Raw genomic sequence first — 25212 nt, 5'->3', positions numbered from 1 at the left:
GGTTGACCCTGACCAAGCAGGCGTCTAGCTATTTGGCAATTCCGTTGGGGTGCCAAATTGGCTGAGATGCGCAAGCAAACCCATCGTACCTGATCCGGGCAATGCCGGCGTAGGAAACGGACCAACGAGATCGGCCTTTCTATGTCTGCTGTCCAAGAACCTTGGGGGCGACCATGGCGATTGCGTTAACCATTGCAGGCAGTGACAGCGGCGGCGGCGCGGGCATTCAGGCGGACCTGAAGGCGTTTTCCGCGCTTGGTGTCTATGGGGCCAGCGTGATCACGGCTGTGACCGCGCAGAACACGGTTGGTGTGACGGCGGTCCATGGCATCCCCTTGGACGTGATTGCAGCGCAGATGGACGCGGTCCTGTCGGATCTGGACGTAGGCGCGATCAAGATCGGGATGTTGGCCACGCCCGAGATCATCGAGGTGGTAGCCAAGGGCTTGGCCGGTTTTGAAGGGCCGGTGGTGCTGGACCCGGTGATGATTGCGAAATCGGGCGATGCGTTGTTGGCCGCGGATGCCGTGGCCACTTTGCGCGACGTGCTGATCCCGCGCGCCGATATCCTGACCCCGAACCTGCCCGAGGCGGCTTGCCTGTTGGACACGGCCGAGGCGACAAGCGCGGCCCAGCAGGTCGATCAGGGCCGCGCGCTGTGTGCCATGGGCGCGCGCGCTGTCGTGATGAAGGGCGGGCACGGACAGGGCGACACCTGCACCGACGTGTTGGTAGGCCCGGACGGTCCGCTATTAACCTTAACCGCGCGGCGTTTGGTGACGCGCAATACCCATGGTACGGGCTGCACCCTGTCGTCGTCCATTGCGGCGGGGCTTGCCCGGGGCCTTTCGGCGCAGGCGGCGTTCCGTGATGCCCACAACTATCTGCAAGGGGCGATTGCCGCTGCCGATACCCTGGGCGTCGGGTCGGGCCATGGCCCCGTGCACCATTTTCACCGGATATGGTCGTGACCCTGCACACCATCATAGGCGCCGGTGTTGCGGGGCTTGCGGTTGCCACGGAACTGGTGGCGCGTGGCGCGCAGGTCCAGGTCTATGACCCCACGCCCACGCCCGGGCCCCACCATTGCAGTTGGTGGGCGGGAGGGATGCTCGCCCCCTGGTGCGAGTTTGAAAATGCCGAGGAACCGGTTTTGCGCCATGGCCAAGAGGCGCTAGAATGGTGGGCCGATCGCACCCAAGTGACCCGAAGCGGAACGCTGGTCGTGGCCAACACGCGCGACTTGCCCGACCTGAAACGCTTTGCCCGCCGGACCGGGGGGTTCACGGAAACAACGGATGTGGCGGGGCTGGAGCCTGACCTGCATGGGTACCGCAAGGGCCTGTTTTTCGAGGCCGAGGCGCATCTGGACCCGCGCCGGGCCTTGGCGGATTTGCACGCGGCGCTGATGGCCAAGGGCGTAACGTTCCACGCGGCACTCGCCCCCGAGAACGCGCCCAACCCAATAGATTGCCGGGGGCTGTCCGCGCGCGATGCGCTGACGGATTTGCGCGGCGTCAAGGGCGAGATGCTCGTGATCCGCGCCCCCGATGTCACCCTGACGCGGCCCGTGCGCCTGCTGCATCCGCGCATTCCGCTGTATGTCGTGCCGCGCGGGGACGGGGTCTATATGCTGGGCGCGACCATGATCGAGGCAGAGGACAGGGGCCGGATCACCGCGCGGTCCATGCTGGAACTGCTGTCGGCGGCCTATGCCCTGAACCCGGCCTTTGGCGAGGCAGAGGTGCTTGAGATCGGGGTCGATCTGCGCCCGGCCTTCCCCGACAACTTGCCGCGCATTCGGCGGCGCGGCGCGCGTGTCTATGCCAATGGGCTGTACCGACACGGCTATCTGCTGGCCCCGGCTGTCGCGCGCGGGGTTGCGGATCTGGTGCTGGACAATACAGAAAGCGAGTTTGTTGATGAAAATCATCCTTAACGGAACCCCGCGCGACGTGAGCGCACACACGCTGGAGGCGCTGCTGACCGAGGCCGAGATCAGCGGCCGCGTGGCCACGGCCGTGAACGAGGTCTTTGTGCCCGCTGGCGCGCGCGCGACAACTGTGCTGGCCGATGGTGACCGGGTCGAGGTCCTCGCCCCCATGCAAGGTGGATAACATGCGCGACTTTTATGGCACGACCCTGGCCAACCCGTTGATGTTGGGCACGGCGCAATACCCCAGCCCGGCGATCTTGGAACAGGCGTTCCGCGACAGCGGTGCGTCCGTAGCCACAGTGTCCTTGCGGCGCGAAGGGGCGGGTGGCGCGGGTCAGGCGTTCTGGCAGATGATCCGGGATCTGGGCGTGCATATCCTGCCGAACACCGCAGGCTGTCACACCGTGAAAGAGGCCGTGACCACCGCCCACATGGCCCGCGAGGTGTTCGACACCAAGTGGATCAAGTTGGAGCTGATCGGCCACACGGACAGCCTGCAACCGGATGTGTTCCAACTGGTAGAGGCGGCACAAATTCTGTCCGACGAGGGGTTCGAGGTGTTCCCCTACACCACGGACGATTTGGTCGTGGGCGAACGTCTGTTGGGGGCGGGCTGCGAGGTTCTGATGCCTTGGGGCGCGCCCATCGGGTCGGGTCGGGGGCTGGCCAATCCTTACGCCCTGCGCGCCATGCGGGCCGAATTTCCCGATGTACCCTTGGTGGTGGATGCGGGCATCGGCCTGCCCAGTCACGCAGCACAGGCCCTAGAGATGGGGTATGACGCAGTGCTGCTGAACACAGCCGTGGCCAGGGCTGGTGACCCGATTGCCATGGCGCGGGCTTTCGCGGCGGCCTGTGAGGCCGGGCGGTTGGCGGCACAGGCCGACCCCATCGAGGCGCGCGACATGGCAACCCCCTCCACCCCTGTGATCGGAAAGGCCTTTCTATGACCCTCGACCGGTTCTACCCGATTTTCGATGATGTGCGCTGGCTGGAACGCTTGGTGCCCTTGGGGATCAAACTGGTCCAGTTGCGCGTGAAAGACCGCCCTTGGGCGGAGGTTCGGGCCCAGATCATCGCCGCCCGAGATCTGTGTCGGGGAATGGGGTGTACCTTGGTCGTCAACGACTACTGGCACCTTGCGATCGAGGAAGGGTGCGATTGGCTTCACCTCGGTCAAGAGGATTTGGACATCGCCGATCTGGACGCAATCCGGCGCGCGGGCCTAAAATTGGGGCTGTCCACCCACGACAAGGTGGAGCTGGAGCGCGCTATGGAGTTGCAGCCAGATTATGTAGCGCTTGGGCCTATTTATCCGACGATTTTAAAGCAGATGAAGTGGCATCAGCAGGGGTTGGAGAAGCTGGGAGAATGGAAGCGCATCATCGGTGACACGCCCCTCGTGGGCATCGGCGGCATGTCCGTGGACCGCGCGCCCGGGGGCTTTGCGGCCGGTGCGGATATCATTGCCGCCGTGACGGACATCACCCTGAACGACGATCCCGAGGCGCGGGTGCGTCAATGGCTGGAGGTGACCCAGTGAACCGCTACGCACGACAGGTCCAGGTGATCGGCGCGGCGGGGCAATCCGCGATTCGTGCCGCCCGCGTGTTGGTTGTAGGGGCCGGGGGCCTTGCCGCGCCTGCATTGCCCGTATTGGTGGGCGCGGGCGTGGGCCAGATCACGATCCTTGACCCCGACCGCGTGGAAATCACCAACCTGCACCGCCAAACCCTGTTCACCGAGGTTGACGTCGGCACCCCAAAGGCCCGGGCCGCCGCCCGGCGCTGTGCGGCCTTGAACGCCGAAGTCGAGATAATCGCCGACTCCACCCGCCTGACCCCGGACAATGCGGCCTATTTGGTGGCCACCCATGATGTGATCCTCGATTGCGCCGACAGCTATGCGGTCAGCTACACCCTGTCTGACACCTGCCGCGAACAGGGTAAGCCACTGCTTACGGCGTCTGTTCTGGGCACCTCTGGCTATGTTGCGGCTCTGTGCGGGGGCGGGCCATCCTTGCGCGCCGTGTTCCCCGATGCGCCAGCGTCAGGTGCGTCCTGCGCCACTGCCGGTGTCCTTGGCCCGGTCGTTGCCACGATTGGCGCAATGCAGGCGCAAATGGCTTTGCAGGTGATCCTGGGCCTACCCGTTCTCGGCACATTGATCCAGGTCGCAACAGACACTTGGCACATCAGTCAGATGTCCTTGGTAAGTGCTGACGAACCGCCGCGCGCCTACCCTTTTGTCACGGCCAAGGCGGGCGACCGCGTGGTTGATCTGCGCGATCCGTCCGAAGGCGCGCCGATCACACCGGACGCCCTGCGCGCCCTGCCGCCCCCGGATACGGGGCCCATCACGCTGGCCTGCGCCACGGGCCTGCGGGCTTGGCGCACCGCTGAAACCCTCGATTGGCCGGGTGAAATCCGTCTGGCCGCCGCATCCATCCAACCGGAGAATACCCCATGAAACACCTTGCCCTCGCCACAGCCCTGCTGGCCGCGACCCCCGCCTTGGCCCAAGACCAGATGACCGTTCTGGCCGATTGGTTCATCAACCCCAATCACGGCCCCCTCGTGATCGCGCAGGAAAAAGGGTATTTCGCGGAACAGGGCCTGGAGGTCGAAGTGATTGCGCCCGCCGACCCTTCGGCCCCGCCGCGCCTTGTGGCCGCCGGGCAGGGGGATCTTGCCATCAGCTACCAGCCGCAACTGCATTTGGCGGTCCACGAGGGCTTGCCCCTTGTCCGGGTGGGCACGCTGGTCGCCAGCCCTCTGAACTGCCTGCTGACCCTCGAGGGTGGCCCCATTGAAACCCCCGCAGACCTGCGCGGCGGCAAGATCGGCTTCTCGGTCGCGGGCGTAGAAGAGGCATTGCTGCAAACGGTCCTTGGCCAATACGGCGTGGCCTTGGACGAGGTTGAGATGATCAACGTAAACTTCTCCCTGTCGCCCGCGCTGATGTCGGGCCAAGTGGACGCCGTAATCGGCGCCTACCGCAACTTTGAGTTGAACCAGATGGATATCGAAGGGGTGGCAGGCAACTGCATCTACCTCGAGGAAGAGGGCGTGCCCAGCTACGACGAGTTGATCTACGTGGCCAACCCCGCGCGCATGGACGCGGACAAGATCAGCCGCTTTCTGGCCGCGACCGAAAAGGCCACGCAATACATCGTCAACAACCCCAACGCCGCATGGGACCTGTTCCGCGCCACCAGCGCCGAGCTGGATGACGAGCTGAACGCGCGTGCATGGGTCGACACGCTGCCCCGCTTTGCTCTGCGTCCGGCCGCCCTGGATGCGGGCCGCTATGTCCGGTTCGAGGCCTATATGGTCGAAAGCGGTCTCGTGGACAGCGCCTTGCCTGTGTCAGACTTGGCAATTGATGTGAATGCACAATGACTTACGGCGCGGCCTTCACCATGATGAAACAGGCGTCCCCCAGTTGGGACGCCTACACCCGCCACGCTTTTGTCGAGGGGTTGGGCGACGGCACCCTGCCGCGGGCGGCCTTTCTGCATTACCTGCGTCAGGACTATGTGTTTCTGACCCACTTCAGCCGCGCGTGGGCGCTGGCCATCGTCAAGGCAGAAACCCACGGCGAGATGCTGGGCGCGGTAGGCACCGTCAACGCTCTGGTGGCCGAGGAAATGCAGCTGCACATCCAGACCTGCGCGGCCGAAGGGATATCGGAGGCTGAGTTGTTCGCCACCACCGAACGCCCCGAAAACCTTGCCTACAGCCGCTACGTCCTGGAGGCAGGGTACTCCGGCGATCTGCTGGACCTGCTGGCGGCGCTGATGCCCTGTGTTCTGGGTTACGCCGAGATCGGCGCGCGTCTGGGCGCTGAGGCCACCAGCGACACCTACAGGGGCTGGATCGACACCTATGCGGGCGAAGACTATCAGGCGGCCAGCGTCGCCGCGGGCCGGCTGTTTGATGCGGCCCTGAGCCACCGCCTTGGTCCCGATTGGCAATCCTCCCCGCGATGGCCCCGCCTGTGCGCCCGCTTCGAAACCGCCACGGCCCTAGAGGTGAACTTTTGGCAAATGGGCCTGACGCCCTGATGCCCTCATTGTTCCCCAAATACCCTCGGGGGAGCGCGGAACGCGCGGGGGCAGCGCCCCCTTCACCGTCAATCTTCCTCGATGGATATGCAGATATTGGGGACAAGGCCCTCTTCGCGGCCCTTACACTCACACTCACCCCCGGTACGTGGACCTGCCTTCTGGGCGGGTCGGGCGTTGGGAAATCCACGATTCTGCGCCTGATCGCCGGCCTTGATGTCGGTGCAACGTTCCACGGAGATATCACCGCAAGTGACGGCTTACCGATTGCGCCGCGCGTGGCCTACATGGCGCAGGATGACCTTTTGCTGCCTTGGGCGACCATTGCGCAGAACGTAAGTCTGGGCGCACGGTTGCGCGGCGACCCCCCAGATATGGGCAAGGTCCTAGCCCTGTTGTCCGAGGTGGGCCTGTCTGATCATGCGCACAAGTATCCGCACCAGATCTCTGGCGGGCAGCGTCAGCGCGCCGCGCTGGCCCGCACCTTGATGGAGGACAAGCCTATTGTCCTGCTGGACGAGCCGTTCAGCGCCCTGGATGCCCGCACCCGGGTGGATATGCAGGACCTTGCCGCGCGCCTGCTGGCTGACCGCACGGTTCTGCTGGTGACCCATGAGCCGTCGGAGGCCGTGCGCCTGGGCGACCAGATTGCCGTTCTGACCCCGCAAGGCCTGACCCAGGTCCCAGTCCCGGGCGGCCCGATCCCACGCCCCGTGGACGCAGCGCAGGTATTGCAGGCGGGGGCGGCGCTGTTGACCCGGTTGCGCGCGGCATGAAGTTCCTCGCGCCTCTGCTTGCGACCCTGTTCGCCCTGACCCTGTGGCAGGGGGTGGTCATGGCGACGGATCTGCCGCGCTTCATCCTGCCGGGCCCCGTCTTGGTCGCCGAGACGTGGTGGGAGAACCGCTGGATCATCGCTGAACACACGTGGATTACGGGGCTGGAGGTTATCCTTGGCCTGCTGATTGGCTGCACGTTGGGCATCGCCACTGCGATCCACTTGGCCACCAGCCCTTGGGCGCGGGTGTTGGTGCGCCCCATGCTGGTGTTCACCCAAGCGCTGCCGGTGTTCGCACTCGCCCCGATCCTGACCCTGTGGCTGGGTTACGGGCTGTGGTCCAAGGTGGCGATGGCGGTGCTGATCATCTACTTCCCCGTGGCCTCCAGCTTTCTGGACGGGCTGATGCGTACGCCCCAAGGCTATCTTGATCTGGCGCGCACCATGCAGGCGACCCCGCGCGCGGTTTTATGGCGGATCCGCGTGCCTGCCGCCTTGCCCAGCCTTGCATCCGGCATCCGTCTGGCAGCGGTCTATGCGCCTATAGGCGCGGTGATTGGCGAATGGGTCGGATCGTCTCAGGGGCTGGGCTATCTCATGCTGTTGGCCAATGGGCGGGCCAAGACCGACCTTATGTTTGCGGCCCTTCTGACCTTGGGTGTGTTCTCGGTGATCCTGTATGCGTTGGCCGTGCGCCTGACCCGCAAGTGGGCCGAAGCTGCCCCCTAGCGCGATGTTATCTTGCGCGCTAAGGTCCCGGAAAGACATTTGATTACGAGGGCATTATGGCCATTGAAATGATGCGGGCACCCGTGGGCACACCGGGCAAATCCGGGAACGCCAAACTTGTGAAAAATACCCCCAAGGATGTTGTCGTCCTGCGTCGGATGTTGTCGGCCAACGGCTATGGCATCGCCGAAGAGGGGCGCTTTGACAACAAGTTGGGGGCGATGATCAAGGCCGTGCAAAAGAAGTCAGGCCTCAAGGAGTGTGACGGCGTGATCGTGCCCGGGGACAAGACCCACAAGTCCCTTGTGACGAAATACATGATCGTCGAAAAGCAGGCCGCGAACGTCAAGATGATGACGTTCAAAGTGGGCGGAAAGACCTTCGAAGTTCTGGAAAGCGATTACGCCAAGGTCGTCCCGAAAATCCTGAAAACGGTAACACCTTCGACCCGCGCACTGATCCGCAAGGTCGATTATTCCATGGACCGCTATCAGTTCTATCTGGAAACGGCGCAGATCAAGAACGGGATCGCGATGGCGTTGGTCCAAAGTTCGATCATGGCACTTGGGCGGGTCGACTTTCCAGACGATCGTAAGATGATCAAGGCGCTGGACGCACGCAACGCCCTTGAGCGCAGCCTGAAAAGCAATGATCTAAAGCTGTTTTGCAAGACCATGCGGACCGCAGAACGGGACGTGAACGCCTTTGTCGATGACTTCCGCGCTTATGTCCAAAAGATGGAAAGCAACGGCAATGCGATTCAAGGCAACCTGAAGGTTGTCAATTCTGTGGCGTTTACGGCCGTTGAAATTCTGGCGGTTCCCGTTGTGATGACCTATACCCGGCTGCCCCCGAAACAGGCCTATCTGGCATCCAAGACAGCCGTGGCGGGTATAGAATCCCTTGCAACGGATCTGGGCAAGCAGATCGCCGGACAGGATGTCAAAGTCTCGGGCGCTTTGGGTCGGGCCAGCTATGCCATGGCCAAGGAATTGGTGATGGGGTGGATCGGCAACAAGATCGTCTTCAAGGGGCCACTGCTGACCAAGATGATGGCCAAGATCGGCCCTGTGGTAGGCTCTACCTTTCCGTTCATTCCCAAACAACACGCCCAGCGGTTTGTGGCCCGCTACATCCAGGGGTTCAGCGAGGGCGCGTTGAAAGAGGTCATGGACGCGCTGGTCAAAGCCGTCGAAAAGTGGGTCAAAACGGGCAAGACGCCGAACAAAGCCGATGTGGAAAAGCTGTTTGAAGATGTCGTGAAATCCGCCGTTTTGGGGGGCTTGGGCAAGAATCTCGGCAAGTTTTCCAAGGCCTTTGTCATCAAGAACGAAAAGTATCTCAGTGCCAAGGTCGCCGCCATGGGGTTTGCCAAGATCGACAAGGCGAACGAGTTGTCTGACCCGCAGCGGGCCGCCATTGTCGCAAAATTCCTGGGCAAGGTGCAGGGCAAGGCCTTGTCCAAAGGCTATGACAAAGTGTTTTCCGAGGCGACAGGCCACGAAAGCGCTGCAGCGCTAGAGGCCATGGCGATCAAGGCCATCGAGGAAGACAAGAGCATTTCGAGCGAGATCGAGAAGCTGATCGAGGCTGAACTGAAGAAAATGCGCAAATAGGTCGCTTTGTTTCGGGGGCGGATCCCGCCTGCGGCAATGCTCGGACCTTGGTCCCCTTTGGCACCATTCCGATGCAGGCCACCGCCTTGTAGGATCGCGGGATTTGATCTATCCGCAGGGGCCAGAATTACAGGTCTTTTGCGATGCTCACCCTCACTCAATCCGCAAGCCTCAGCGTGGCCCCGATGATGGACTGGACAGACCGCCATTGCCGGGCGTTTCACCGTGTATTGTCCCGCAACGCGCTGCTTTACACCGAAATGGTCACAGCACCTGCCCTCGTGCGCGGGGGGCGCGGCATTTGCTGCGCTTTGACGCCAAGGAACACCCCGTGGCCGTACAACTCGGCGGCAGCGACCCGGCCGAGCTGGCCGAGGCCACGGCCATGTGCGTAGAGGCCGGCTATGCCGAGGTGAACCTGAACTGCGGCTGTCCATCCGACCGGGTGCAATCGGGGTTCTTTGGTGCGGTTCTGATGGAAAACGCGAGGCTCGTGGCCGAATGTGTCGCCGCCATGCGGCGGGCGTCGGGTGATGTACCCGTGACCGTCAAATGCCGCATTGGTGTCGATGACCAAGACCCCGAACACATCTTGCCGGAGTTTCTGTCCCGCATCGTGGCCGCCGGGTGCGAGCGGGTCACGATCCACGCCCGAAAGGCGTGGTTGCAAGGCCTCAGCCCAAAGGAAAACCGGGATATTCCGCCCCTCGACTACCCGCTGGTCTTCGAGATGAAGCAGCTGTTCTCAAACCTGCACATCAGCTTGAACGGTGGCCTTGCCACACTGGACGACGCCCGCCAGCAGATCGAAAACGGGCTGGACGGCGCCATGGTGGGCCGCGCTGCCTATCACGACCCCTACGCCATTCTGGCCCACGCGGATCAGGTGATCTGGGGCGACACGCGACCAGCGCTTTCTCGCCACGCCGCGGCGCTGGCCATGGTCCCCCATATCGAGGCGCATTTGGCCGAGGGCGGCAAGCTGTCCCAGGTCACCCGCCACATGCTGGGCCTGTTCGCAGGCCAGCCCGGCGCGCGCGGCTATCGGCGTATCCTGTCCGAACAGGGCGCAAAACCCGGCGCCGGGATCGAGGTCCTGCACGCGGCCCTAGAGCATACCGCAGCGGCTTCATTGGGTTAAAAATACCCCTACGCGGCTCGGGGGCCCGGGTGCACCCTTGCCAATGCCGCGCGCCCCATGCCACCCAAGACCAAACAAGTCGGAGCCGCCCCCATGCCAGACCTCTCCTCCCTCCTGCCGCTGGTCGGATTTCTGATGGTCGTCGGGGCCTTTGCGGGCGTGCTCGCCGGTTTGCTGGGCGTGGGGGGCGGCATCGTTCTGGTGCCTGCCTTCTTTTACGTGTTCAAGGCGCTTGGCTACGACGGTCCCCAAGCGATGCAGGTTTGCGTGGCCACGTCGCTGGCCACGATTATCGTCACCTCTGTACGGTCGGTCCTGTCGCACCACAAGAAGGGCGCAGTAGAATGGGACATCCTGTGCACTTGGGCACCGGGCATCGCACTCGGGGCCGTGGGCGGCATGGTTGTTGCGACACGCGTGGCCAGCCAGACCCTGACCTTGGTGTTTGCTGGCCTTGCCCTGACGGTGGCCCTGTACATGGCGCTGTCCAAACCTACGTGGCGCTTGGGCACGGCCATGCCCAAAGGGGCAGCGCGCGCAGCCCTGTCGCCGGCTGTGGGCTTTGGGTCGGTCCTGATGGGCATCGGCGGGGGCAGTTTCGGCGTGCCCCTCATGACCCTGTTCGGCCGTCCCATCCACAACGCCGTTGCCACGGCGGCAGGCTTTGGCGTGGTCATAGCGGTTCCGGCGGTCATCGGGTTCTTGCTCGCGGACGGGCAGGGCGTGCCGCCCTTGACCATCGGCCTTGTGAACCTGCCTGCATTCCTGATCGTGATCGCCATGACCTTGATCACCACACCGTACGGCGCGCGACTGGCCCATGCCATGGATCCCGGCCCGCTCAAAAAGGCCTTTGCGGTGTTCCTGTTCCTTGTGGCTCTGAATATGGCCCGTCAGGCCCTATGGGGCTAGACGCGGATTTCGCAGCCAAAGGCTGGGCCCGGTTTGCCGCCGACCCGACCCTGTCCCCATGGGGACAGGCGGCGCAGACCCGTGCGGCGGCGATCCTTGCCAACCCACCCCAAGCCCTGCGCCACGGCGGCACTTGGTTTCCCGGGGTGGGCGTCCTGCCCAAGGGCGCAATCTCTGGCGTGCCTTTACAAGGGGCTGCTGTCGATTTTGCGCAGGTACAGGCGGGCCAAGTCCCTTGGGACGCAGGCCAGCTGTCGGTCGTTTATCCGGGCTACCCGCGCCAAGACGCGGATCAAAGCGATGCCAACCACCGCTTTCGCCGGGACCGGGATGCCGCACATCTGGACGGCCTGCTGCCCATGGGGCCGGACAAACGCCGGCACCTTGTGGAACCCCACGGCACCATCTTGGGCATCGCCCTGACTGACAGTGGTCCCGGACGCAGCCCGCTGGTGATCTACGAGGGCAGCCACGAGATCATGCGCGCCGCCCTGTCCGACCACCTGACCCGACATCCACCACACACTTGGCCTGACATCGACCTGACGGAGGTCTACCAAGCCGCCCGCCGCCGCTGCTTCGACCATTGCCCGCGCCGCGAGATCCAACTTGCCCCGGGCGAGGCCAGCGTCACCCATAGGCTGGCCCTGCACGGCGTGGCTCCCTGGACCAGCACCACGGAAGATCCGCGCCATATTGCCTACTTCCGCCCCTATATCGCAGGTGGCCTCTCGGCATGGCTCACCGCACCCTAGCGGCGGCCCCCTTCATTGGGTCCCAAATACGCCCGGGGGGCGCGGCACGCGCGGGGGCAGAGCCCCCTTCGCCTCAAGTCACACGCGCCGCCCGACCGCCCCGGCGTCCCTTCGGGTTCGCAGAGCGGTTCGGCAGATCGTCCATCACAGCGCGGCGCGCCTCGGGTGACAGGCGAGACCAGCCGCCGATTTCGTCGATGGTGCGGGCACATCCGACGCACAGCCGCGTCTCTGGGTGTACAACGCAAACCTTTACACAAGGGCTTTCAATCTCTGCCCGGCTCCAAACCTCGTCGTTCATACCGCCTCCGCCTTGATGTGTCGCAGCCTGTCCAGCGCGCCTTGCAGGATAAATCCGGCGGCCACGTGATCAATGACCTCCGCCCGCCGTTTGCGCGAGGCATCGGCCGCCAATAGCGCCCGTTCGGCGGCCACGGTCGACAGACGTTCGTCCCAGAACCCGATGGGGATATCCACGCGCGCCGACAGGTTGCGGGCAAAGGCGCGTGTGGCCTGGGCGCGTGGCCCTTCGGTTCCGTCCATGTTGGCAGGCAGCCCCAGCACCAGACCGGCCAAGCCACGGGCGGCGATGATCTCTTCCAGCCGCGTCGCATCGACACCGAACTTCTTGCGCTTGATCGTCTCAAGCGGGGTGGCCACGGACAAAAAGGCATCCGACACGGCCACTCCTATGGTCTTGGTGCCCAAATCCAGCCCCGCGAGCGGTGACATCGGCGGTAGGGCACCCGCAAAAGCATCGAATGTGTCGAAGACACTCATTCAAGATACTCCAACCCGTCCGGGTTCACCCCGGCTTGGTCGGCGGCGGCGTCGATCCGGTCCAGCGCGGTTTGGTCGCCCTCGAACCGGCGCGTGGCCTCCAGGTAGACATCAAAGGCGCCGTCCGTGTTGCCAATCACCCCCAGGGACGTGATCAGCCGCGCCCAATCCTCGACCGGGCCGCCTTCGGTGGCCAGCCGTTCGGCCAGCTGTCCGACCATGCCCCGGATCATGTCGACCCGTTCGGTCATGGACAGATCGCCCGCCGCCTCGATATCCGCTGCCGTGGGTCCGGGCTGTGCGTTCACGGGGCGTGGACGGGGCAATTGATCCAGTGGCGTCGGATCCCCGGCAAGGGCCGAGATTTCTTCGATCTGCAAATAGATCGTCTCAAGCCACGGTGCGTCCTCGCGGCTGTCCGCAATCAGCGCGCGCCAGATATTGAACGTCAGGTCAGGTCGCCCGGTCTGCGCGTGCATCAGGCCAAGATAGTACCGAGCGGTGCCGTTCTGAACATCCGCATCCAAGGCGGCGCGCAGGGCGACCTCGGCCTCGGGCGAGACGTAGCCGCCTGCCGCCAAGATCTTCAACTCTGCCAGGGCCGCGTGGTCTTGGGCCACCGCGTTCTCGCCCAACAGCTCAATCACACGGGCCTGTGCGCGCCATGCGGCGGTCATGTTGCCAAGGCCCGCCTCGTTGCGGGCCAACAGGCGAAACCCCTGCACATCGTCTGTCCGCGTTTCGAGGATGGTGCGCAGCTGGTTGACCATATCCTCGACGTCTTGTTCGACCTGAACGGGCGCGCGAGCCGGAGTTGCCGACTCTGCCACTTGCTGGCTGGGACGGGTTTCGCGCAAGGTCTGTGCGTTTTCCAGGCGGGCCTGCAGGGGCATGTCGCCGAAGCCTGGCGCGCCGATGCTGACATAGGTCCAATAGCTGATGCCGGTGACGGCCACGGCCAAACCGATCAACAGGGGCAGGGCGCTGCGGGACCGGTCCACGGTAACGCCTGCGCGCAGGGCCTCGTCGGCCTCCAGCAGGCGGCGAGAGACTTCGACCCGGGTTCGCTCCGCATCCTCGGGGCTAAGGACGCCGCGCGCCTCGTCGCGGTCCACCTCGCGCAGCTGGTCGCGGTAGACCTGCACATCTTCGGCCCCCAGCGTGTCCTGCCCGCCATCCACCTGGATCGCACGCCAGAACAGCACAATGCAGGCCACCAAGATCAGCCCCGTTACAGCCCAAAATACCATGTGCACATCCCCTTTGTTTCACCCCATGTAGCGATCCCGGGGCCGTGCGAAAACCCCTGAGCGGTGGACTTCGCGTCACATCCCCGGCAGCACCGGGCGTAATGTCGCAAAAAGCGGTACATGCGCCGCGCGGGGGCTTCCCCTTGACAGACATTCGCGCGATATCGGGATCAGACGTCTTACCAGATCGGAGCCTGCCCCATGCGCCGCTTTTCTGCCTTTGCCATCGCGCGCGAAGCCGCCCGGTATCATACCGGATGGGAACGCACATGGGCCAAACGCCCACCCAAGAAACGCTATGACGCGATCATCGTGGGCGCAGGCGGGCACGGGCTGGCCAGTGCCTATTATCTGGGCAAAAACCACGGCATCACCAACGTGGCTGTGATCGAAAAGGGCTGGCTGGGCGGCGGCAACACCGGGCGCAACACAACGATCATCCGGTCCAACTACCTGCAAGACCCATCAGCGGCGATTTATGAAAAGGCGCGCAGCCTCTATGAGACCCTGTCCCAGGACCTCAACTACAACATCATGTTCAGCCCCCGGGGCGTGATCATGCTGGCCCAGACCCACCACGAGGTGCGCGGCTATCAACGCACGGCCTATGCCAATGCCCTGCAAGGGGTGCAGACCGAATGGATCGGGCCGCAGCGGGTCAAAGAGTTGTGCCCGATCATCTGCCTCGACGGGCCGCGCTATCCGGTCATGGGCGGTCTGTGGCAGGCGCGCGGGGGTACGGCCCGCCACGATGCGGTGGCCTGGGGCTATGCCCGCGCGTGCACCGACATGGGCATGGACATCATTCAGCAGTGCGAGGTCACGGGCGTGCAGACCGCAGGGGGCCAGGTCACCGGGGTCAGCACCACCCAAGGCGACATCGCCTGCGATAAACTGGGGATCGTGGTCGCGGGCCATTCGTCCCATCTGGCCGAAATGGCGGGGTTCCGCCTGCCCATCGAAAGCGTCGCCCTGCAGGCGCTGGTGTCCGAACCGGTGAAGCCCTGCATGGACGTGGTGGTCATGGCCAACACCGTCCACGGCTATATGAGCCAATCGGACAAGGGCGAGATGGTGATTGGCGGCGGCACGGACGGTTACAACAACTACACACAGCGGGGTAGCTTCCAGCACATCGAGGAAACCGTGCGCGCGCTGATCGAGACCTTCCCGATGATTTCGCGCCTCAAGGTGCTGCGCCAATGGGGCGGGATCGTGGACGTGACCGGCGACCGCTCCCCGATCTTGAGCAAAACGCCCGTGGAGGGAGTGTTCATCAACTGCGGCTGGGGCACCGGTGGGTTCAAGGCGATCCCCGGATCAGGTTTCGGTTTCGCGGAGCTGATGGCCAAGGGCTACTCACCGCTGACAGCCGAGTTCGGGTTGGAACGCTTCCGCGAGGGTCGGTTCATCGACGAGAGCGTTGCGGCGGGGGTGGCTCACTAATGGCCGCTGGTATTGCCCGCATCCACTCCCGACGGCACTTCAATTTGTTGAGTGCCTTGGTCGTGTCGACGCGATTTTTGCATTTGTTCTTGTGCTGCACAGTACTCTGCGGTCGTCATGGGGTTGAAGCGATGGGATCGTTTCGCGCTCCATCGAAAGACAAAAACAAGAAGCAATGCAATTGTGATAGAGGCGAAAAACAGATCCATTCACACATCGTAAGCGGTTCAGTTATTGAACGCAAATCGCCCGGCACCGCCGGGCAGCGCCCGACCCTCCCCCGGCAGGGCGCTTCTCGCCCCCCAGGTTCGGGCGCTGCCCTCTCTCATCACTAACAAAGGACCGCAACCATGCTGATCCTTGAATGCCCCTACTGCGGCGTGCACGCAGAGGAAACGGAACTCTCTGCTGGTGGCGAAGCGCATTTGAAACGCTATGGCCCCGACAGCTCGGACGAGGATTTCGAGGGCTATCTTTTCACCCGTCCCAACACCAAGGGCGTGCACTTTGAACGCTGGCGTCACGCCTACGGCTGCGGCAAGTGGTTTCTGGCCGCGCGCTGCACCATGACGCTGGAGGTCTTTGGCACATACCCGGCGCAGACGACCGAGCCGCCCCAGCACATCATCGACGCCATCCAAGCAAAAAGACCGGAGTGGAAACCATGACCACGCGCCTGTCCACCGGGGGGCGTTTGATCGACCGTTCCCAGCCCGTCAGCTTTACCTTCAACGGCAAGCGCCTGAAGGGGTACAAGGGCGACACGCTGGCCAGTGCCCTGCTGGCCAATGACCAGATGCTGATGGGCCGGTCGTTCAAGTACCACCGCCCGCGCGGCGTTGTGGCCAGCGGCGGGGAAGAGCCCAATGCCCTGATGGGGATCGGCAAGGACGGTCGGTTCGAACCCAACCAGCGCGCCACCACCACCGAGTTGTTCGACGGTCTGACGGCCAAGACCCAGAACCACTGGCCCAGCCTTGAGTTCGACGTAGGCGCGGTGAACACGCTGGTGTCGCGCTTCCTGCCTGCGGGGTTCTACTACAAGACCTTTCTGTGGCCCCGGTCGTTCTGGAAACACATCTACGAGCCGTTCATTCGCCAATCCGCGGGCCTAGGGGCCGCGCCCAAGGACCGCGACGCCGACACCTACGAACACTTTTACGCCTATTGCGATGTGCTGGTGATTGGGGGCGGTGTGGCCGGTCTGCAAGAGGCGCGGGCGGCGGCACAGTCTGGCAAGCGCGTTATCGTGCTGGAACAAAACGCCCACTGGGGTGGCCGCGCGCCCGTGGACGTGACCGACATCGAGGGCCAGCCGGTTGAGGATTGGATTAACGACACCGTTCAAGCCCTTGATAAGATGGACAACGTAACCCTGCGCACCCGCTGCATGGGGGCGGGTGTCTACGATCACGGCTATGTCCTTGGCTACGAACGTGTGTCCGATCACGCCCCCGGGGACGCCCCGCGCCACCGTCTGTGGCGGATCCGCGCGACGGAAACGATCACGGCCACCGGCGCATTGGAGCGCCCCCTTTCCTTTGCCGGCAATGATGTGCCGGGGGTCATGCTGGCCTCTGCGGTGCGTGACTATGTGGTGAACCACGGGGTGTCGCCCGGGGATCGCACGGTGATCGTGACCAACAACGACGACGCCTATCGCACGGCCCGCGTGCTGAAACAGGCGGGGGTTGATGTGCTGTGCGTGGTAGACGTGCGCCCAAATCCTGATGGTGTATTGGTCAATGAAATCAAGGGCCTTGGTGTTGAAGTTAAGGCTGGTATGGCCATTGCCAAGGTGAACGGATTGAACCGCGTCACCTCGGTGGATCTGTGCAGTCAGGCGGGCGAAGGCAAATCGGTCGCCAACATCCCCTGCGACTGCGTGGCCATGTCTGGTGGCTGGTCCCCGGTGGTGCATCTGTGGTCCCACTGCGGCGGCAAGCTGACGTGGGACGAGGGGCAGGCGATGTTCCGTCCCGACGCATCCCGCCCGCCCAAGGACCAGAACGGCGCAGGGTTCGTCCGTTGCGCCGGGTGGGCCAATGGCGACATCGACCAGGGCGAGATCCAGCCGACATGGATCATGCCCCAGGGCGCGCCGATCCGGAAACGCGCCAAGATGTGGTTGGATTTCCAAAACGATGTCAAAGTCTCGGACGTGCAACTGGCGGCCCAAGAGGGGTTCGAAAGCGTTGAGCACACCAAGCGCTACACCACGCTTGGCATGGCCACAGATCAAGGAAAACTGTCCAATATCAACGGGCTGGCCGTGCTGGCCGATGCACTGGACAACGGCATTCCGCAGGTGGGCACCACCACATTCCGCCCGCCTTATACGCCGATCTCCATGGGGGCGATTGCCGGCGAGGCGCGCGGTGATATTTTTCAGCCGATCCGCCGAACGCCCATGCACGACTGGCATGACGCCAACGGCGCGGAGTGGGAGCCTGTGGGCCAGTGGCGCCGCCCATACGCCTTTGTCCGCGAAGGCGAGACGACGGAACAGGCCGTCCATCGCGAAGTGCGCGCGACCCGCGAAAGCCTGGGCCTGTTGGACGCCTCGACCCTTGGCAAGTTGATCGTCAAGGGGCCGGATGCGGGCAAATTCCTCGACATGATGTACACCAATATGATGTCGAACCTCAAACCCGGGCGCTGTCGTTATGGGTTGATGTGCGACGAGAACGGCTTTCTGTCTGACGACGGTGTGGTCGCGCGGATCGACGAGGATACATGGCTGTGCCACACCACCACCGGCGGGGCCGACCGCATCCACGCGTGGATGGAGGATTGGTTGCAATGCGAATGGTGGGACTGGCAGGTCTATGTCGCCAATGTGACCGAGCAATACGCACAAGTCGCTGTGGTCGGTCCGAACGCACGCAAGGTTCTGGAAAAGCTGGGCGGCATGGATGTTTCGGCCGAGGCGCTGCCCTTCATGGGGTGGCAGGACGGCACATTGGGCGACTTTAACGTCCGCGCCTATCGCATTAGTTTTTCAGGAGAATTGTCCTACGAGATCGCTGTACCCGCGTCGCAGGGCCAAGCCTTCTGGGACGCTTTGCTGGAGGCGGGCGCGGAGTTCAACGCCACACCTTACGGCACCGAGGCGCTGCACATCATGCGCGCCGAGAAGGGCTTTATCATGATCGGGGACGAAACCGACGGCACCGTGATCCCGCAGGACCTTGGCCTGCACTGGGCGATCAGCAAGAAAAAGACCGATTTTCTGGGCAAGCGCGCGCAGTTGCGGTCCCACATGGCGAACCCTGATCGGTGGCAATTGGTGGGCCTTGAGACCGTAAATGGCGATGTGCTGCCTGACGGGGCCTATGCGGTCGCCGATGGCGTCAACGAGAACGGGCAGCGCAACATGATCGGGCGCGTGACCTCGACCTACTATTCACCGACCTTGAACAAGGGCATCGCCATGGGCCTTGTGCACCACGGGCCGGACCGAATGGGCGAGGTGCTGGAATTCCCGACCCTTGGCGGCGATCCAATCCGCGCCCGCATCGTCAGCCCGGTGTTCTATGACCCGCAGGGGGAGAAGCAAAATGTCTAACGCAGTGACAGCCCTGAACGGGGCGCAGTCCGCAGGCTACGTCACCGTGACTGAGGCCCCCTTAACCGGTATGGTCACGTTGCGGGGTGATCTGTCCAGCGCCGTGCTTGCCACCGCACTGAAAGCTGCGACCGGTGCGACGGTACCTGAAACCCGCCGGATGACGACCGGGACCGACACCACAGTGGCTTGGATGGCCCCGGACGAGGTGTTGATCCTGTGTGACTACGCGGCGGCCCCGGGCATTGCGGCGGCGCTGAACGGTGCCGATACGCTGGCGGTCGTGGTCAGCGATGCCCGTGCGATGTTTGACCTAGAAGGTGATAGAGCAGACGAGGTGCTGGCCAAGGTCGCCCCCGTGGACACCGCAAACCTCGCACCGGGCGAGATGCGCCGTACCCGGTTGGCACAGATCGCGGTGGCGGTCTGGCGGACGGACACGGGCCTGCGGCTGGTTTGCTTTCGCTCTGTCGCGCAATATGCTTTCGATGTACTGGCGTCGGTGTCCCGAACCGGGTCGCAGGTGCACTGAACCTCAAAGGACCACGCCATGAAATATCTTGCTTTTTGCTTTGCGACCCTCTTGGCCACCGGCGCGTTGGCGCAGGACTATCGTCTGACCTGTGAGATGACCGATCTGAAAGACGGCGGCGGTTGGGTGCCGCAGCAGGTGTTTTTGGCGGTGACGGACAACGAGACCAATGTCACTGTTCTGGGACCACAGCCGCTGCTGGATCAACTGGCCAAGGCAGATGGCCCAAAGGCGACCATTCAAACCATGAACGACAGCCGGATGCGCGCGGCGGTTGAGGTCATCACAGAAGGGAACGGCTATCGTCGAACACGTTGGAGTTACACGCTGACGTGGATCAAACGCACCAACCGTGCCTCGATCGTGGCCAAGCCCTTGGGCTTTACCAACCAGTTCCGAGGCGATGGCGCCTGCGCGAAATCCTGAGTTGATTTGTCGGTACGGGGTTGACCTCGGGCCATGGCGCACGACATTGCACAGCAGTACTTATTGACAGGAGAGGCCCAAATGGCTTTCGAACTTCCCGATCTTCCCTACGCCCACGACGCCCTTGCCAGCAAAGGCATGTCCGCAGAGACGTTGGAATTTCACCACGACCTGCACCACAAGGCCTATGTGGACAACGGCAACAAGCTGATCGCGGGCACCGAATGGGACGGCAAGTCCATGGAAGAGATCATCACGGGCACCTACGACCCCAATGCCGTGGCCCAGAACGGGATCTTCAACAACATCAGCCAGTTGTGGAATCACAACCAGTTTTGGGAAATGATGGGCCCCGGTGACAACGCCATGCCGTCCGAGCTGGAAAAAGCGCTGGTCGAGGCCTTCGGGTCCGTAGACGAATTCAAGTCGCAGTTTTCGGCGGCGGGTGCCGGGCAGTTCGGCTCTGGCTGGTGCTGGCTGGTGAAAAACGCCGACGGCTCTCTGGCGGTGACCAAGACCGAGAACGGCGTGAACCCTCTGTGCTTTGGTCAAACGGCGCTGCTGGGGTGTGATGTGTGGGAACATTCCTATTACATCGACTTTCGCAACAAACGCCCCGGCTACCTGTCGAACTTCCTCGACAATCTGGTGAACTGGGAAAACGTCGCATCGCGCATGTGATCTGACGATTGCGTCCCCCATCCTGGGACGTTAGCAGGTTCAAGCCCCGCGCCGCTGGCGTGGGGCTTTTGTATGTCGGGGGACACAATGACGGAACAGGGTAGGGGCTTTGCCGCCATTATCGGGGCCTGTACGATCTGGGGCCTGTCGCCCCTGTATTGGGCGCAGCTGTCCCACGTCCCACCCCTAGAGGTGTTGGCTCACCGCGCCCTGTGGTCGCTGATCGTGTTCGCGGTGATCCTTGCCGCGCAACGCCGCTTATCCGCCCTTGGCGCAGCCCTGTCGGACCGCCGGTCGCTGGGGGCGATCACCTGCGCGGCCCTGTTGATCACGGTCAACTGGGGCCTGTTCATCTGGGCCATCCATGCCGGGCGCACGGTCGAGGCGTCCTTGGGCTATTACACCTACCCCTTGCTGGCCATTGCACTTGGCGCGTTGCTGTTCCGAGAGGCGATTGGCCCCCTGCGATGGACGGCCATCGGCCTTGCGGCCCTTGCGCTGGCGGTCCTGACCATCGGGTTGAATGCCGCGCCGTGGATCGCGATGGTGCTGGCCATGACCTTTGCCGCCTACGGTGTCGTCAAGAAATCGCTGGACCTTGGCCCGGTTGTGTCCGTCACGGCCGAGGTGGTGATCCTGGCCCCCGTAGCCCTTGCATATGTGGTCTATATCGGCGGGATATCGGTGCCTTGGGATGTCAAAACCGTCGCGCTGTTGGTGGTGTCCGGCGTGGTCACGGCCCTGCCGTTGATCCTGTTTTCCTATGCCAGCCGCCGCATCGCCATGGCCAGCGTCGGGGTGGTGCAATACCTGAACCCGACCTTGCAGTTCCTGTGCGCCGTGGCGGTACTAGGCGAGGTGTTGACCCCGTCCCACATGATCGCCTTCCCGTTGATCTGGCTGGCCGTGGGGTTCTACGCGGCGTCGGCCTTCAAAAGATCAAGGGCCTGACCCACGTCTGGTGCGACGGTGAACAGGCTGCGCAGGCTGGCGTCAGCGAACCCCTCGCCAATCACGCGATCCAGCAGGGCCAGCAACGGGTCCCAATAGCCTGCGATGTTCACCAGAACGATGGGCTTGGCGTGCAGTTTCAGCTGCGCCCATGTCAGCACTTCGAAAAACTCGTCCAAGGATCCGGCGCCACCGGGCAGGACGGCCACGGCGTCGGCGTTCATGAACATGACCTTTTTGCGCTCGTGCATCGTCTCGGTGATCACAAAACGGGTCAGGTCGCGCTTGCCCACCTCCCAGTCCAGCAGGTGGGTCGGGATCACGCCAAAGGTCTCGCCGCCTGCCGCCTGACAACTGCGCGCAACCCGTCCCATCAGCCCGACGTCGCCCGCCCCATAGACCAACCGCCAGTTTCGCTGCGCAATTTCACGGCCCAAATCCTCGGCCGCGGTGCCATATGCCGGATTTCCCCCATCGCGTGAGCCACAATAGACACAGATTGAATAGGACATGGGCGCACCTCGCATGGGGTTTTGACCCCGGATACGCCTATTGCTAGCGTAGCGCAACGAAACCGCGCGCAAATATGGGAGGCACGCGAGATGGCACTTTGGTCAGGACTGGGCGTCAGCGGCGGATTGGCCGCCGTTTCCGTGGCGGTGGTCGTCGCCGGTGCCGTGGTGCTGCGCAATTGGACCGAGGCACCAGCGCCCGTCGTCGCCACGCCAGAGGTCGCCCCGACACAGCCGCCCGCGCCGCAGGTGGCGCAAACACCCTTCCCGATCTTACCCACCCTCGACGTGATCCGCATTGATGCGCAGGGCAGCGCCGTTTTCGCAGGACAGGCTGCCCCGGGCCACCGGATCGAGTTTGCCTTGGACGGGGACAGGGTCGCCGAGGCGGCGGCCGATGACAGCGGGGCTTTTGTGGCCCTTTTTACCTTGTCACCTTCGGACGTGCCGCGTGTCCTGACATTGGCGTCCGTGGACGGGTCGGGCACACGGTTTGCCGCAGCGGACCAGTTGATCATCGATCCGATCGTTTTGCCCACACCGCAACCGCAGCTTGAGACGTCACCACCGCGGGCAGAGGCTCCGTCGGTTGATGCATCGCCGCAAGTCGCCAGCGCGCCAGATCCGCAAGTCGAGACCCCCAGGCCGCCCTTACCCGCGCCACCGCCTGCTGCGGCCCCACAGGTCCTGCGCGCTTCCCCCCAAGGGGTTGAGTTGATCCAAGGCGGGCCAGAGGTGACGACCGATATGGGATTGGACACCATAACCTATACCGCGGATGGGGAGGTCGTGCTGGCCGGGCGCAGCCCTGATATCGGATTTGTCCGCGTGTATTTGGACAACCGACCCATTAACACCACACCGATTGAACCCACGGGCCAGTGGCGCACGGAATTGCCCGATATTGACACCGGGATTTACACCCTGCGCATTGACGCATTGGATGCGGCGGGCGACGTGGTCAGCCGGGTCGAAACACCGTTCCAGCGCACCGCCCCCGAGGTTGTCGCGCAGGTCACCGCCGCCGGGAATGAAGCGGCCATATCTGTTGTGACCGTCCAACCCGGCTTTTCATTGTGGAGCATCGCCGAAGATCAATTCGGGGACGGGCAACGCTATATCCAACTGTTCCGTGCAAACCGGGATCTGATCCGCGATCCGGACTTGATCTATCCCGGTCAGGTGTTCGCACTTCCGCAATAGGCTGTGCGGATTAGGGGGCTGGTGGCGCGACGTGGGGCCGCCTAGGGTGAGGCCAAACTAAGAAAGGGCCCTCATGCGTCGCGGAACACCTGCCACTGATCCATCCCCCGAAGCGTTGTCCCAAGGCTGGCGCGTGGTCGCCAAAGTTGCCCCATATCTGTGGCCCAAAGATCAATTATGGGTCAAACAACGGGTCGTCGCGTCTTTGGCAATGCTGGTCCTGGCCAAGATCATCGCCGTGACAACACCATTTTTCTACAAATGGGCCGTGGATGCCCTGGCCGAGGATGGTCAGGTGGCAGTGTTCACTTTGGGCGCCGTTGGGTTGACGGTCGCCTACGGTGTGGCGCGCGCCATGAACGTCGGCTTACAGCAGCTGCGCGATGTCTTCTTTGCCCGCGTGGGTCAACGCGCGCTGCGGGCCTTGGCCCTTGAAACCTTTGAACATATCCACCGTTTGTCCATGCGTTATCACATCACGCGCCAGACCGGGGGCCTTAGCCGGATCATCGAGCGGGGCGTCAAAGGTGTGGAATTTCTTTTGCGCTTCTTGCTGTTCTCCATAGGTCCATTGGTGCTGGAGCTGATCCTTGTTGCGGGCATTTTGTTCGTGCAGTTCGATGCGTGGTATCTGGCTGCGATTGTGGTGACCATCGCGCTTTACGTTTGGTTTACTTTCACCGTGACGGAGTGGCGGGTGCGCATTCGCCGCGAGATGAATGATCAGGATACTCAAGCCAACCAAAAGGCCATCGACAGCCTTTTGAACTACGAAACCGTGAAGTACTTCGGCGCCGAGAAGCGCGAGGCGGCGCGATACGATGCCTCCATGGCGGGCTACGAGGCGGCGGCCTTGAAAACAGCCTATTCCTTGGCCTTTCTCAATTTCGGTCAATCGGTTCTGATCACCGGTGGTCTGGTGGCCGTCATGGTCATGGCTGCGGTGGGGGTCCAGAATGGCGACCTGACCGTGGGCGATTTCGTCCTTGTGAACGCTTTTATGATCCAGATCACGATGCCGCTGAATTTTCTTGGCACCGTGTACCGTGAGATCCGGCAGGCTCTGGTCGATATGGGCGAAATGTTTGTCCTGCTAGAGCAACCGGCGGACGTGATTGATCGTCCGGGCGCAGGGGAACTGAAGGTGTCCAAAGGCGAAATTGTGTTCAATGATGTTCACTTCGCCTATGATCCCGAACGCCCCATTTTGAAAGGGGTTTCCCTAAAGGCGACCTCCGGACAAACGATTGCACTGGTCGGGCCGTCAGGTTCCGGCAAGTCCACAATCGGACGACTTCTGTTCCGTTTCTATGACGTAACCGATGGGGCCGTTTTGATTGACGGGCAAGATATTCGCGAGGTTTCTTTGGAGAGTCTGCACGCCGCAATCGGTGTCGTTCCCCAAGATACAGTACTTTTCAACGATACAATTTATTATAATTTGGCCTACGGTCGACCAGATGCAACAAGGTCAGAAATCGAAGCCGCTGCACGCGGTGCCAAAATACATGACTTCATTACAAACCTCCCAAACGGGTATGAGACGCAAGTCGGTGAGCGTGGTTTGAAATTGTCTGGGGGCGAAAAGCAAAGGGTTGGTATCGCCCGCACTTTGTTGAAGAACCCTACGATATTGTTATTGGATGAGGCCACTTCAGCTTTGGACTCCGAAACAGAAAGAGACATACAAGCACAACTGGACGCCATGAGCGCAGGGCGCACCGTCATTACAATCGCCCACCGCCTGTCAACGATTGTTGAGGCAGATGTCATCATCGTGCTCGAAAATGGTATGATAACAGAATACGGGCGGCATGATGACCTTTTGGCACGTCATAGGCGCTACGCAGATATGTGGCACCGTCAGTCGGCTGGTACTGATGTTTCAGACGTTTCCAGTGTTGCGCGAAAAAATTGACGGTCATCGTAC

27 protein-coding genes, 1 pseudogene and 1 riboswitch are annotated in these 25212 nt (G+C 62.8%); of the genes and pseudogenes, 23 read left to right on the top strand and 5 right to left on the bottom strand.

Annotated elements, in window-relative coordinates:
• Positions 1-35: 35 nt before the first annotated feature.
• A riboswitch (TPP riboswitch) is annotated at positions 36-133 on the top strand.
• 40 nt (positions 134-173) lie between these two features.
• The 14 genes and pseudogenes from thiD to ACZ1G0_RS08865 all read left to right on the top strand — a co-directional run bounded on the left by thiD (position 174) and on the right by ACZ1G0_RS08865 (position 11933).
• Positions 174-971 (top strand): bifunctional hydroxymethylpyrimidine kinase/phosphomethylpyrimidine kinase, encoded by a 798-nt coding sequence (gene thiD, locus ACZ1G0_RS08930; protein ID WP_472736623.1) that lies wholly within the window; start codon positions 174-176, stop codon positions 969-971.
• Entirely contained in the window at positions 968-1939 is a 972-nt protein-coding gene (locus tag ACZ1G0_RS08925) for an FAD-dependent oxidoreductase (protein WP_472736622.1), read from the top strand. The genes thiD and ACZ1G0_RS08925 overlap by 4 nt, the downstream gene beginning before the upstream one ends.
• Positions 1923-2117: a sulfur carrier protein ThiS gene (thiS, locus tag ACZ1G0_RS08920; protein WP_472736621.1), complete on the top strand. Its 195-nt coding sequence runs from the start codon at positions 1923-1925 to the stop codon at positions 2115-2117. The genes ACZ1G0_RS08925 and thiS overlap by 17 nt, the downstream gene beginning before the upstream one ends.
• A 1-nt stretch (position 2118) precedes the next feature.
• The gene (locus tag ACZ1G0_RS08915) at positions 2119-2886 is read left to right on the top strand and encodes a thiazole synthase (RefSeq protein WP_472736620.1); all 768 of its coding nucleotides are present in this window, start codon (positions 2119-2121) and stop codon (positions 2884-2886) included.
• A complete protein-coding gene (locus ACZ1G0_RS08910; RefSeq protein WP_472736619.1) occupies positions 2883-3479 on the top strand; it encodes a thiamine phosphate synthase in 597 nt (198 codons plus the stop codon). The genes ACZ1G0_RS08915 and ACZ1G0_RS08910 overlap by 4 nt, the downstream gene beginning before the upstream one ends.
• Positions 3476-4405, top strand: coding sequence for a HesA/MoeB/ThiF family protein (locus tag ACZ1G0_RS08905; protein ID WP_472736618.1), 930 nt, complete (start codon positions 3476-3478; stop codon positions 4403-4405). The genes ACZ1G0_RS08910 and ACZ1G0_RS08905 overlap by 4 nt, the downstream gene beginning before the upstream one ends.
• Entirely contained in the window at positions 4402-5337 is a 936-nt protein-coding gene (locus ACZ1G0_RS08900; RefSeq protein ID WP_472736617.1) for an ABC transporter substrate-binding protein, read from the top strand. Before ACZ1G0_RS08905 ends, ACZ1G0_RS08900 begins: the two co-directional genes overlap by 4 nt.
• A complete protein-coding gene (locus ACZ1G0_RS08895) occupies positions 5334-6002 on the top strand; it encodes a TenA family protein (RefSeq protein WP_472736616.1) in 669 nt (222 codons plus the stop codon). Before ACZ1G0_RS08900 ends, ACZ1G0_RS08895 begins: the two co-directional genes overlap by 4 nt.
• Positions 6002-6778 (top strand): ABC transporter ATP-binding protein, encoded by a 777-nt coding sequence (locus tag ACZ1G0_RS08890; RefSeq protein ID WP_472736615.1) that lies wholly within the window; start codon positions 6002-6004, stop codon positions 6776-6778. Before ACZ1G0_RS08895 ends, ACZ1G0_RS08890 begins: the two co-directional genes overlap by 1 nt.
• Positions 6775-7509 carry an ABC transporter permease gene (locus ACZ1G0_RS08885; RefSeq protein ID WP_472736614.1) on the top strand — a complete coding sequence of 245 codons (735 nt, stop codon included), beginning with the start codon at positions 6775-6777 and terminating at the stop codon, positions 7507-7509. The genes ACZ1G0_RS08890 and ACZ1G0_RS08885 overlap by 4 nt, the downstream gene beginning before the upstream one ends.
• 56 nt (positions 7510-7565) lie before the next feature.
• Positions 7566-9125: a peptidoglycan-binding domain-containing protein gene (locus tag ACZ1G0_RS08880; RefSeq protein WP_472736613.1), complete on the top strand. Its 1560-nt coding sequence runs from the start codon at positions 7566-7568 to the stop codon at positions 9123-9125.
• A 143-nt stretch (positions 9126-9268) separates the two neighbouring features.
• Positions 9269-10266 (top strand): annotated as a pseudogene (gene dusA / locus ACZ1G0_RS08875) (tRNA dihydrouridine(20/20a) synthase DusA).
• Between the two features lie 93 nt (positions 10267-10359).
• The gene (locus ACZ1G0_RS08870; RefSeq protein WP_472737786.1) at positions 10360-11178 is read left to right on the top strand and encodes a sulfite exporter TauE/SafE family protein; all 819 of its coding nucleotides are present in this window, start codon (positions 10360-10362) and stop codon (positions 11176-11178) included.
• A complete protein-coding gene (locus ACZ1G0_RS08865; RefSeq protein ID WP_472736612.1) occupies positions 11169-11933 on the top strand; it encodes a hypothetical protein in 765 nt (254 codons plus the stop codon). The genes ACZ1G0_RS08870 and ACZ1G0_RS08865 overlap by 10 nt, the downstream gene beginning before the upstream one ends.
• Positions 11934-12006: 73 nt before the next feature.
• On the opposite strand, the gene ACZ1G0_RS08860 is transcribed toward ACZ1G0_RS08865, so the two are convergent.
• The 3 genes from ACZ1G0_RS08860 to ccmI are packed head-to-tail and all read right to left on the bottom strand — an operon-like array spanning position 12007 to position 13963.
• A complete protein-coding gene (locus tag ACZ1G0_RS08860; protein WP_472736611.1) occupies positions 12007-12234 on the bottom strand; it encodes a DUF1289 domain-containing protein in 228 nt (75 codons plus the stop codon).
• Positions 12231-12665 carry a Holliday junction resolvase RuvX gene (gene ruvX, locus ACZ1G0_RS08855; RefSeq protein WP_472736610.1) on the bottom strand — a complete coding sequence of 145 codons (435 nt, stop codon included), beginning with the start codon at positions 12663-12665 and terminating at the stop codon, positions 12231-12233. Before ruvX ends, ACZ1G0_RS08860 begins: the two co-directional genes overlap by 4 nt.
• 44 nt (positions 12666-12709) lie before the next feature.
• Entirely contained in the window at positions 12710-13963 is a 1254-nt protein-coding gene (gene ccmI / locus ACZ1G0_RS08850) for a c-type cytochrome biogenesis protein CcmI (protein ID WP_472736609.1), read from the bottom strand.
• 201 nt (positions 13964-14164) lie between these two features.
• On the opposite strand from ccmI, the gene ACZ1G0_RS08845 reads away from it, so the two are divergent.
• Complete coding sequence (locus tag ACZ1G0_RS08845; RefSeq protein WP_472736608.1) at positions 14165-15409, top strand: sarcosine oxidase subunit beta family protein; 1245 nt, start codon at positions 14165-14167, stop codon at positions 15407-15409.
• On the opposite strand, the gene ACZ1G0_RS08840 is transcribed toward ACZ1G0_RS08845, so the two are convergent.
• Complete coding sequence (locus tag ACZ1G0_RS08840) at positions 15406-15618, bottom strand: hypothetical protein (RefSeq protein WP_472736607.1); 213 nt, start codon at positions 15616-15618, stop codon at positions 15406-15408. The two genes, ACZ1G0_RS08845 and ACZ1G0_RS08840, sit on opposite strands and share 4 nt — an antisense overlap.
• A 141-nt stretch (positions 15619-15759) precedes the next feature.
• Between ACZ1G0_RS08840 and ACZ1G0_RS08835 the strand changes: the two genes are divergently transcribed.
• From ACZ1G0_RS08835 to rarD, 6 genes are all read left to right on the top strand, one after another.
• On the top strand, positions 15760-16077 hold the full coding sequence (locus ACZ1G0_RS08835; RefSeq protein ID WP_472736606.1) for a sarcosine oxidase subunit delta: 318 nt from the start codon (positions 15760-15762) through the stop codon (positions 16075-16077).
• Positions 16074-18977 carry a 2Fe-2S iron-sulfur cluster-binding protein gene (locus ACZ1G0_RS08830; protein WP_472736605.1) on the top strand — a complete coding sequence of 968 codons (2904 nt, stop codon included), beginning with the start codon at positions 16074-16076 and terminating at the stop codon, positions 18975-18977. Before ACZ1G0_RS08835 ends, ACZ1G0_RS08830 begins: the two co-directional genes overlap by 4 nt.
• Positions 18970-19509 carry a sarcosine oxidase subunit gamma gene (locus tag ACZ1G0_RS08825; RefSeq protein ID WP_472736604.1) on the top strand — a complete coding sequence of 180 codons (540 nt, stop codon included), beginning with the start codon at positions 18970-18972 and terminating at the stop codon, positions 19507-19509. Before ACZ1G0_RS08830 ends, ACZ1G0_RS08825 begins: the two co-directional genes overlap by 8 nt.
• 18 nt (positions 19510-19527) lie before the next feature.
• Positions 19528-19935, top strand: a complete 408-nt coding sequence (locus tag ACZ1G0_RS08820) for a hypothetical protein (protein ID WP_472736603.1) — start codon at positions 19528-19530, stop codon at positions 19933-19935.
• Between the two features lie 81 nt (positions 19936-20016).
• Positions 20017-20616, top strand: coding sequence for a superoxide dismutase (locus tag ACZ1G0_RS08815; RefSeq protein ID WP_472736602.1), 600 nt, complete (start codon positions 20017-20019; stop codon positions 20614-20616).
• A gap of 72 nt (positions 20617-20688) precedes the next feature.
• Positions 20689-21567, top strand: a complete 879-nt coding sequence (gene rarD / locus ACZ1G0_RS08810; protein ID WP_472736601.1) for an EamA family transporter RarD — start codon at positions 20689-20691, stop codon at positions 21565-21567.
• Here the strand turns inward: rarD and ACZ1G0_RS08805 are convergent.
• The gene (locus ACZ1G0_RS08805; protein WP_472736600.1) at positions 21531-22079 is read right to left on the bottom strand and encodes an LOG family protein; all 549 of its coding nucleotides are present in this window, start codon (positions 22077-22079) and stop codon (positions 21531-21533) included. The two genes, rarD and ACZ1G0_RS08805, sit on opposite strands and share 37 nt — an antisense overlap.
• Before the next feature lie 90 nt (positions 22080-22169).
• Here ACZ1G0_RS08805 and ACZ1G0_RS08800 point away from each other — a divergent pair, with 90 nt between their 5' ends.
• On the top strand, positions 22170-23282 hold the full coding sequence (locus ACZ1G0_RS08800; protein WP_472736599.1) for a LysM peptidoglycan-binding domain-containing protein: 1113 nt from the start codon (positions 22170-22172) through the stop codon (positions 23280-23282).
• A gap of 73 nt (positions 23283-23355) precedes the next feature.
• Entirely contained in the window at positions 23356-25200 is a 1845-nt protein-coding gene (locus ACZ1G0_RS08795) for an ABCB family ABC transporter ATP-binding protein/permease (RefSeq protein WP_472736598.1), read from the top strand.
• Positions 25201-25212 lie beyond the last annotated feature (12 nt).

The sequence above is a fragment of the Thalassobacter sp. HA4-2 genome (genome assembly GCF_055693705.1).
The sequence above is the reverse complement of the archived record's forward strand: the minus strand, read 5'-3'. Positions and strand labels throughout refer to the sequence as shown.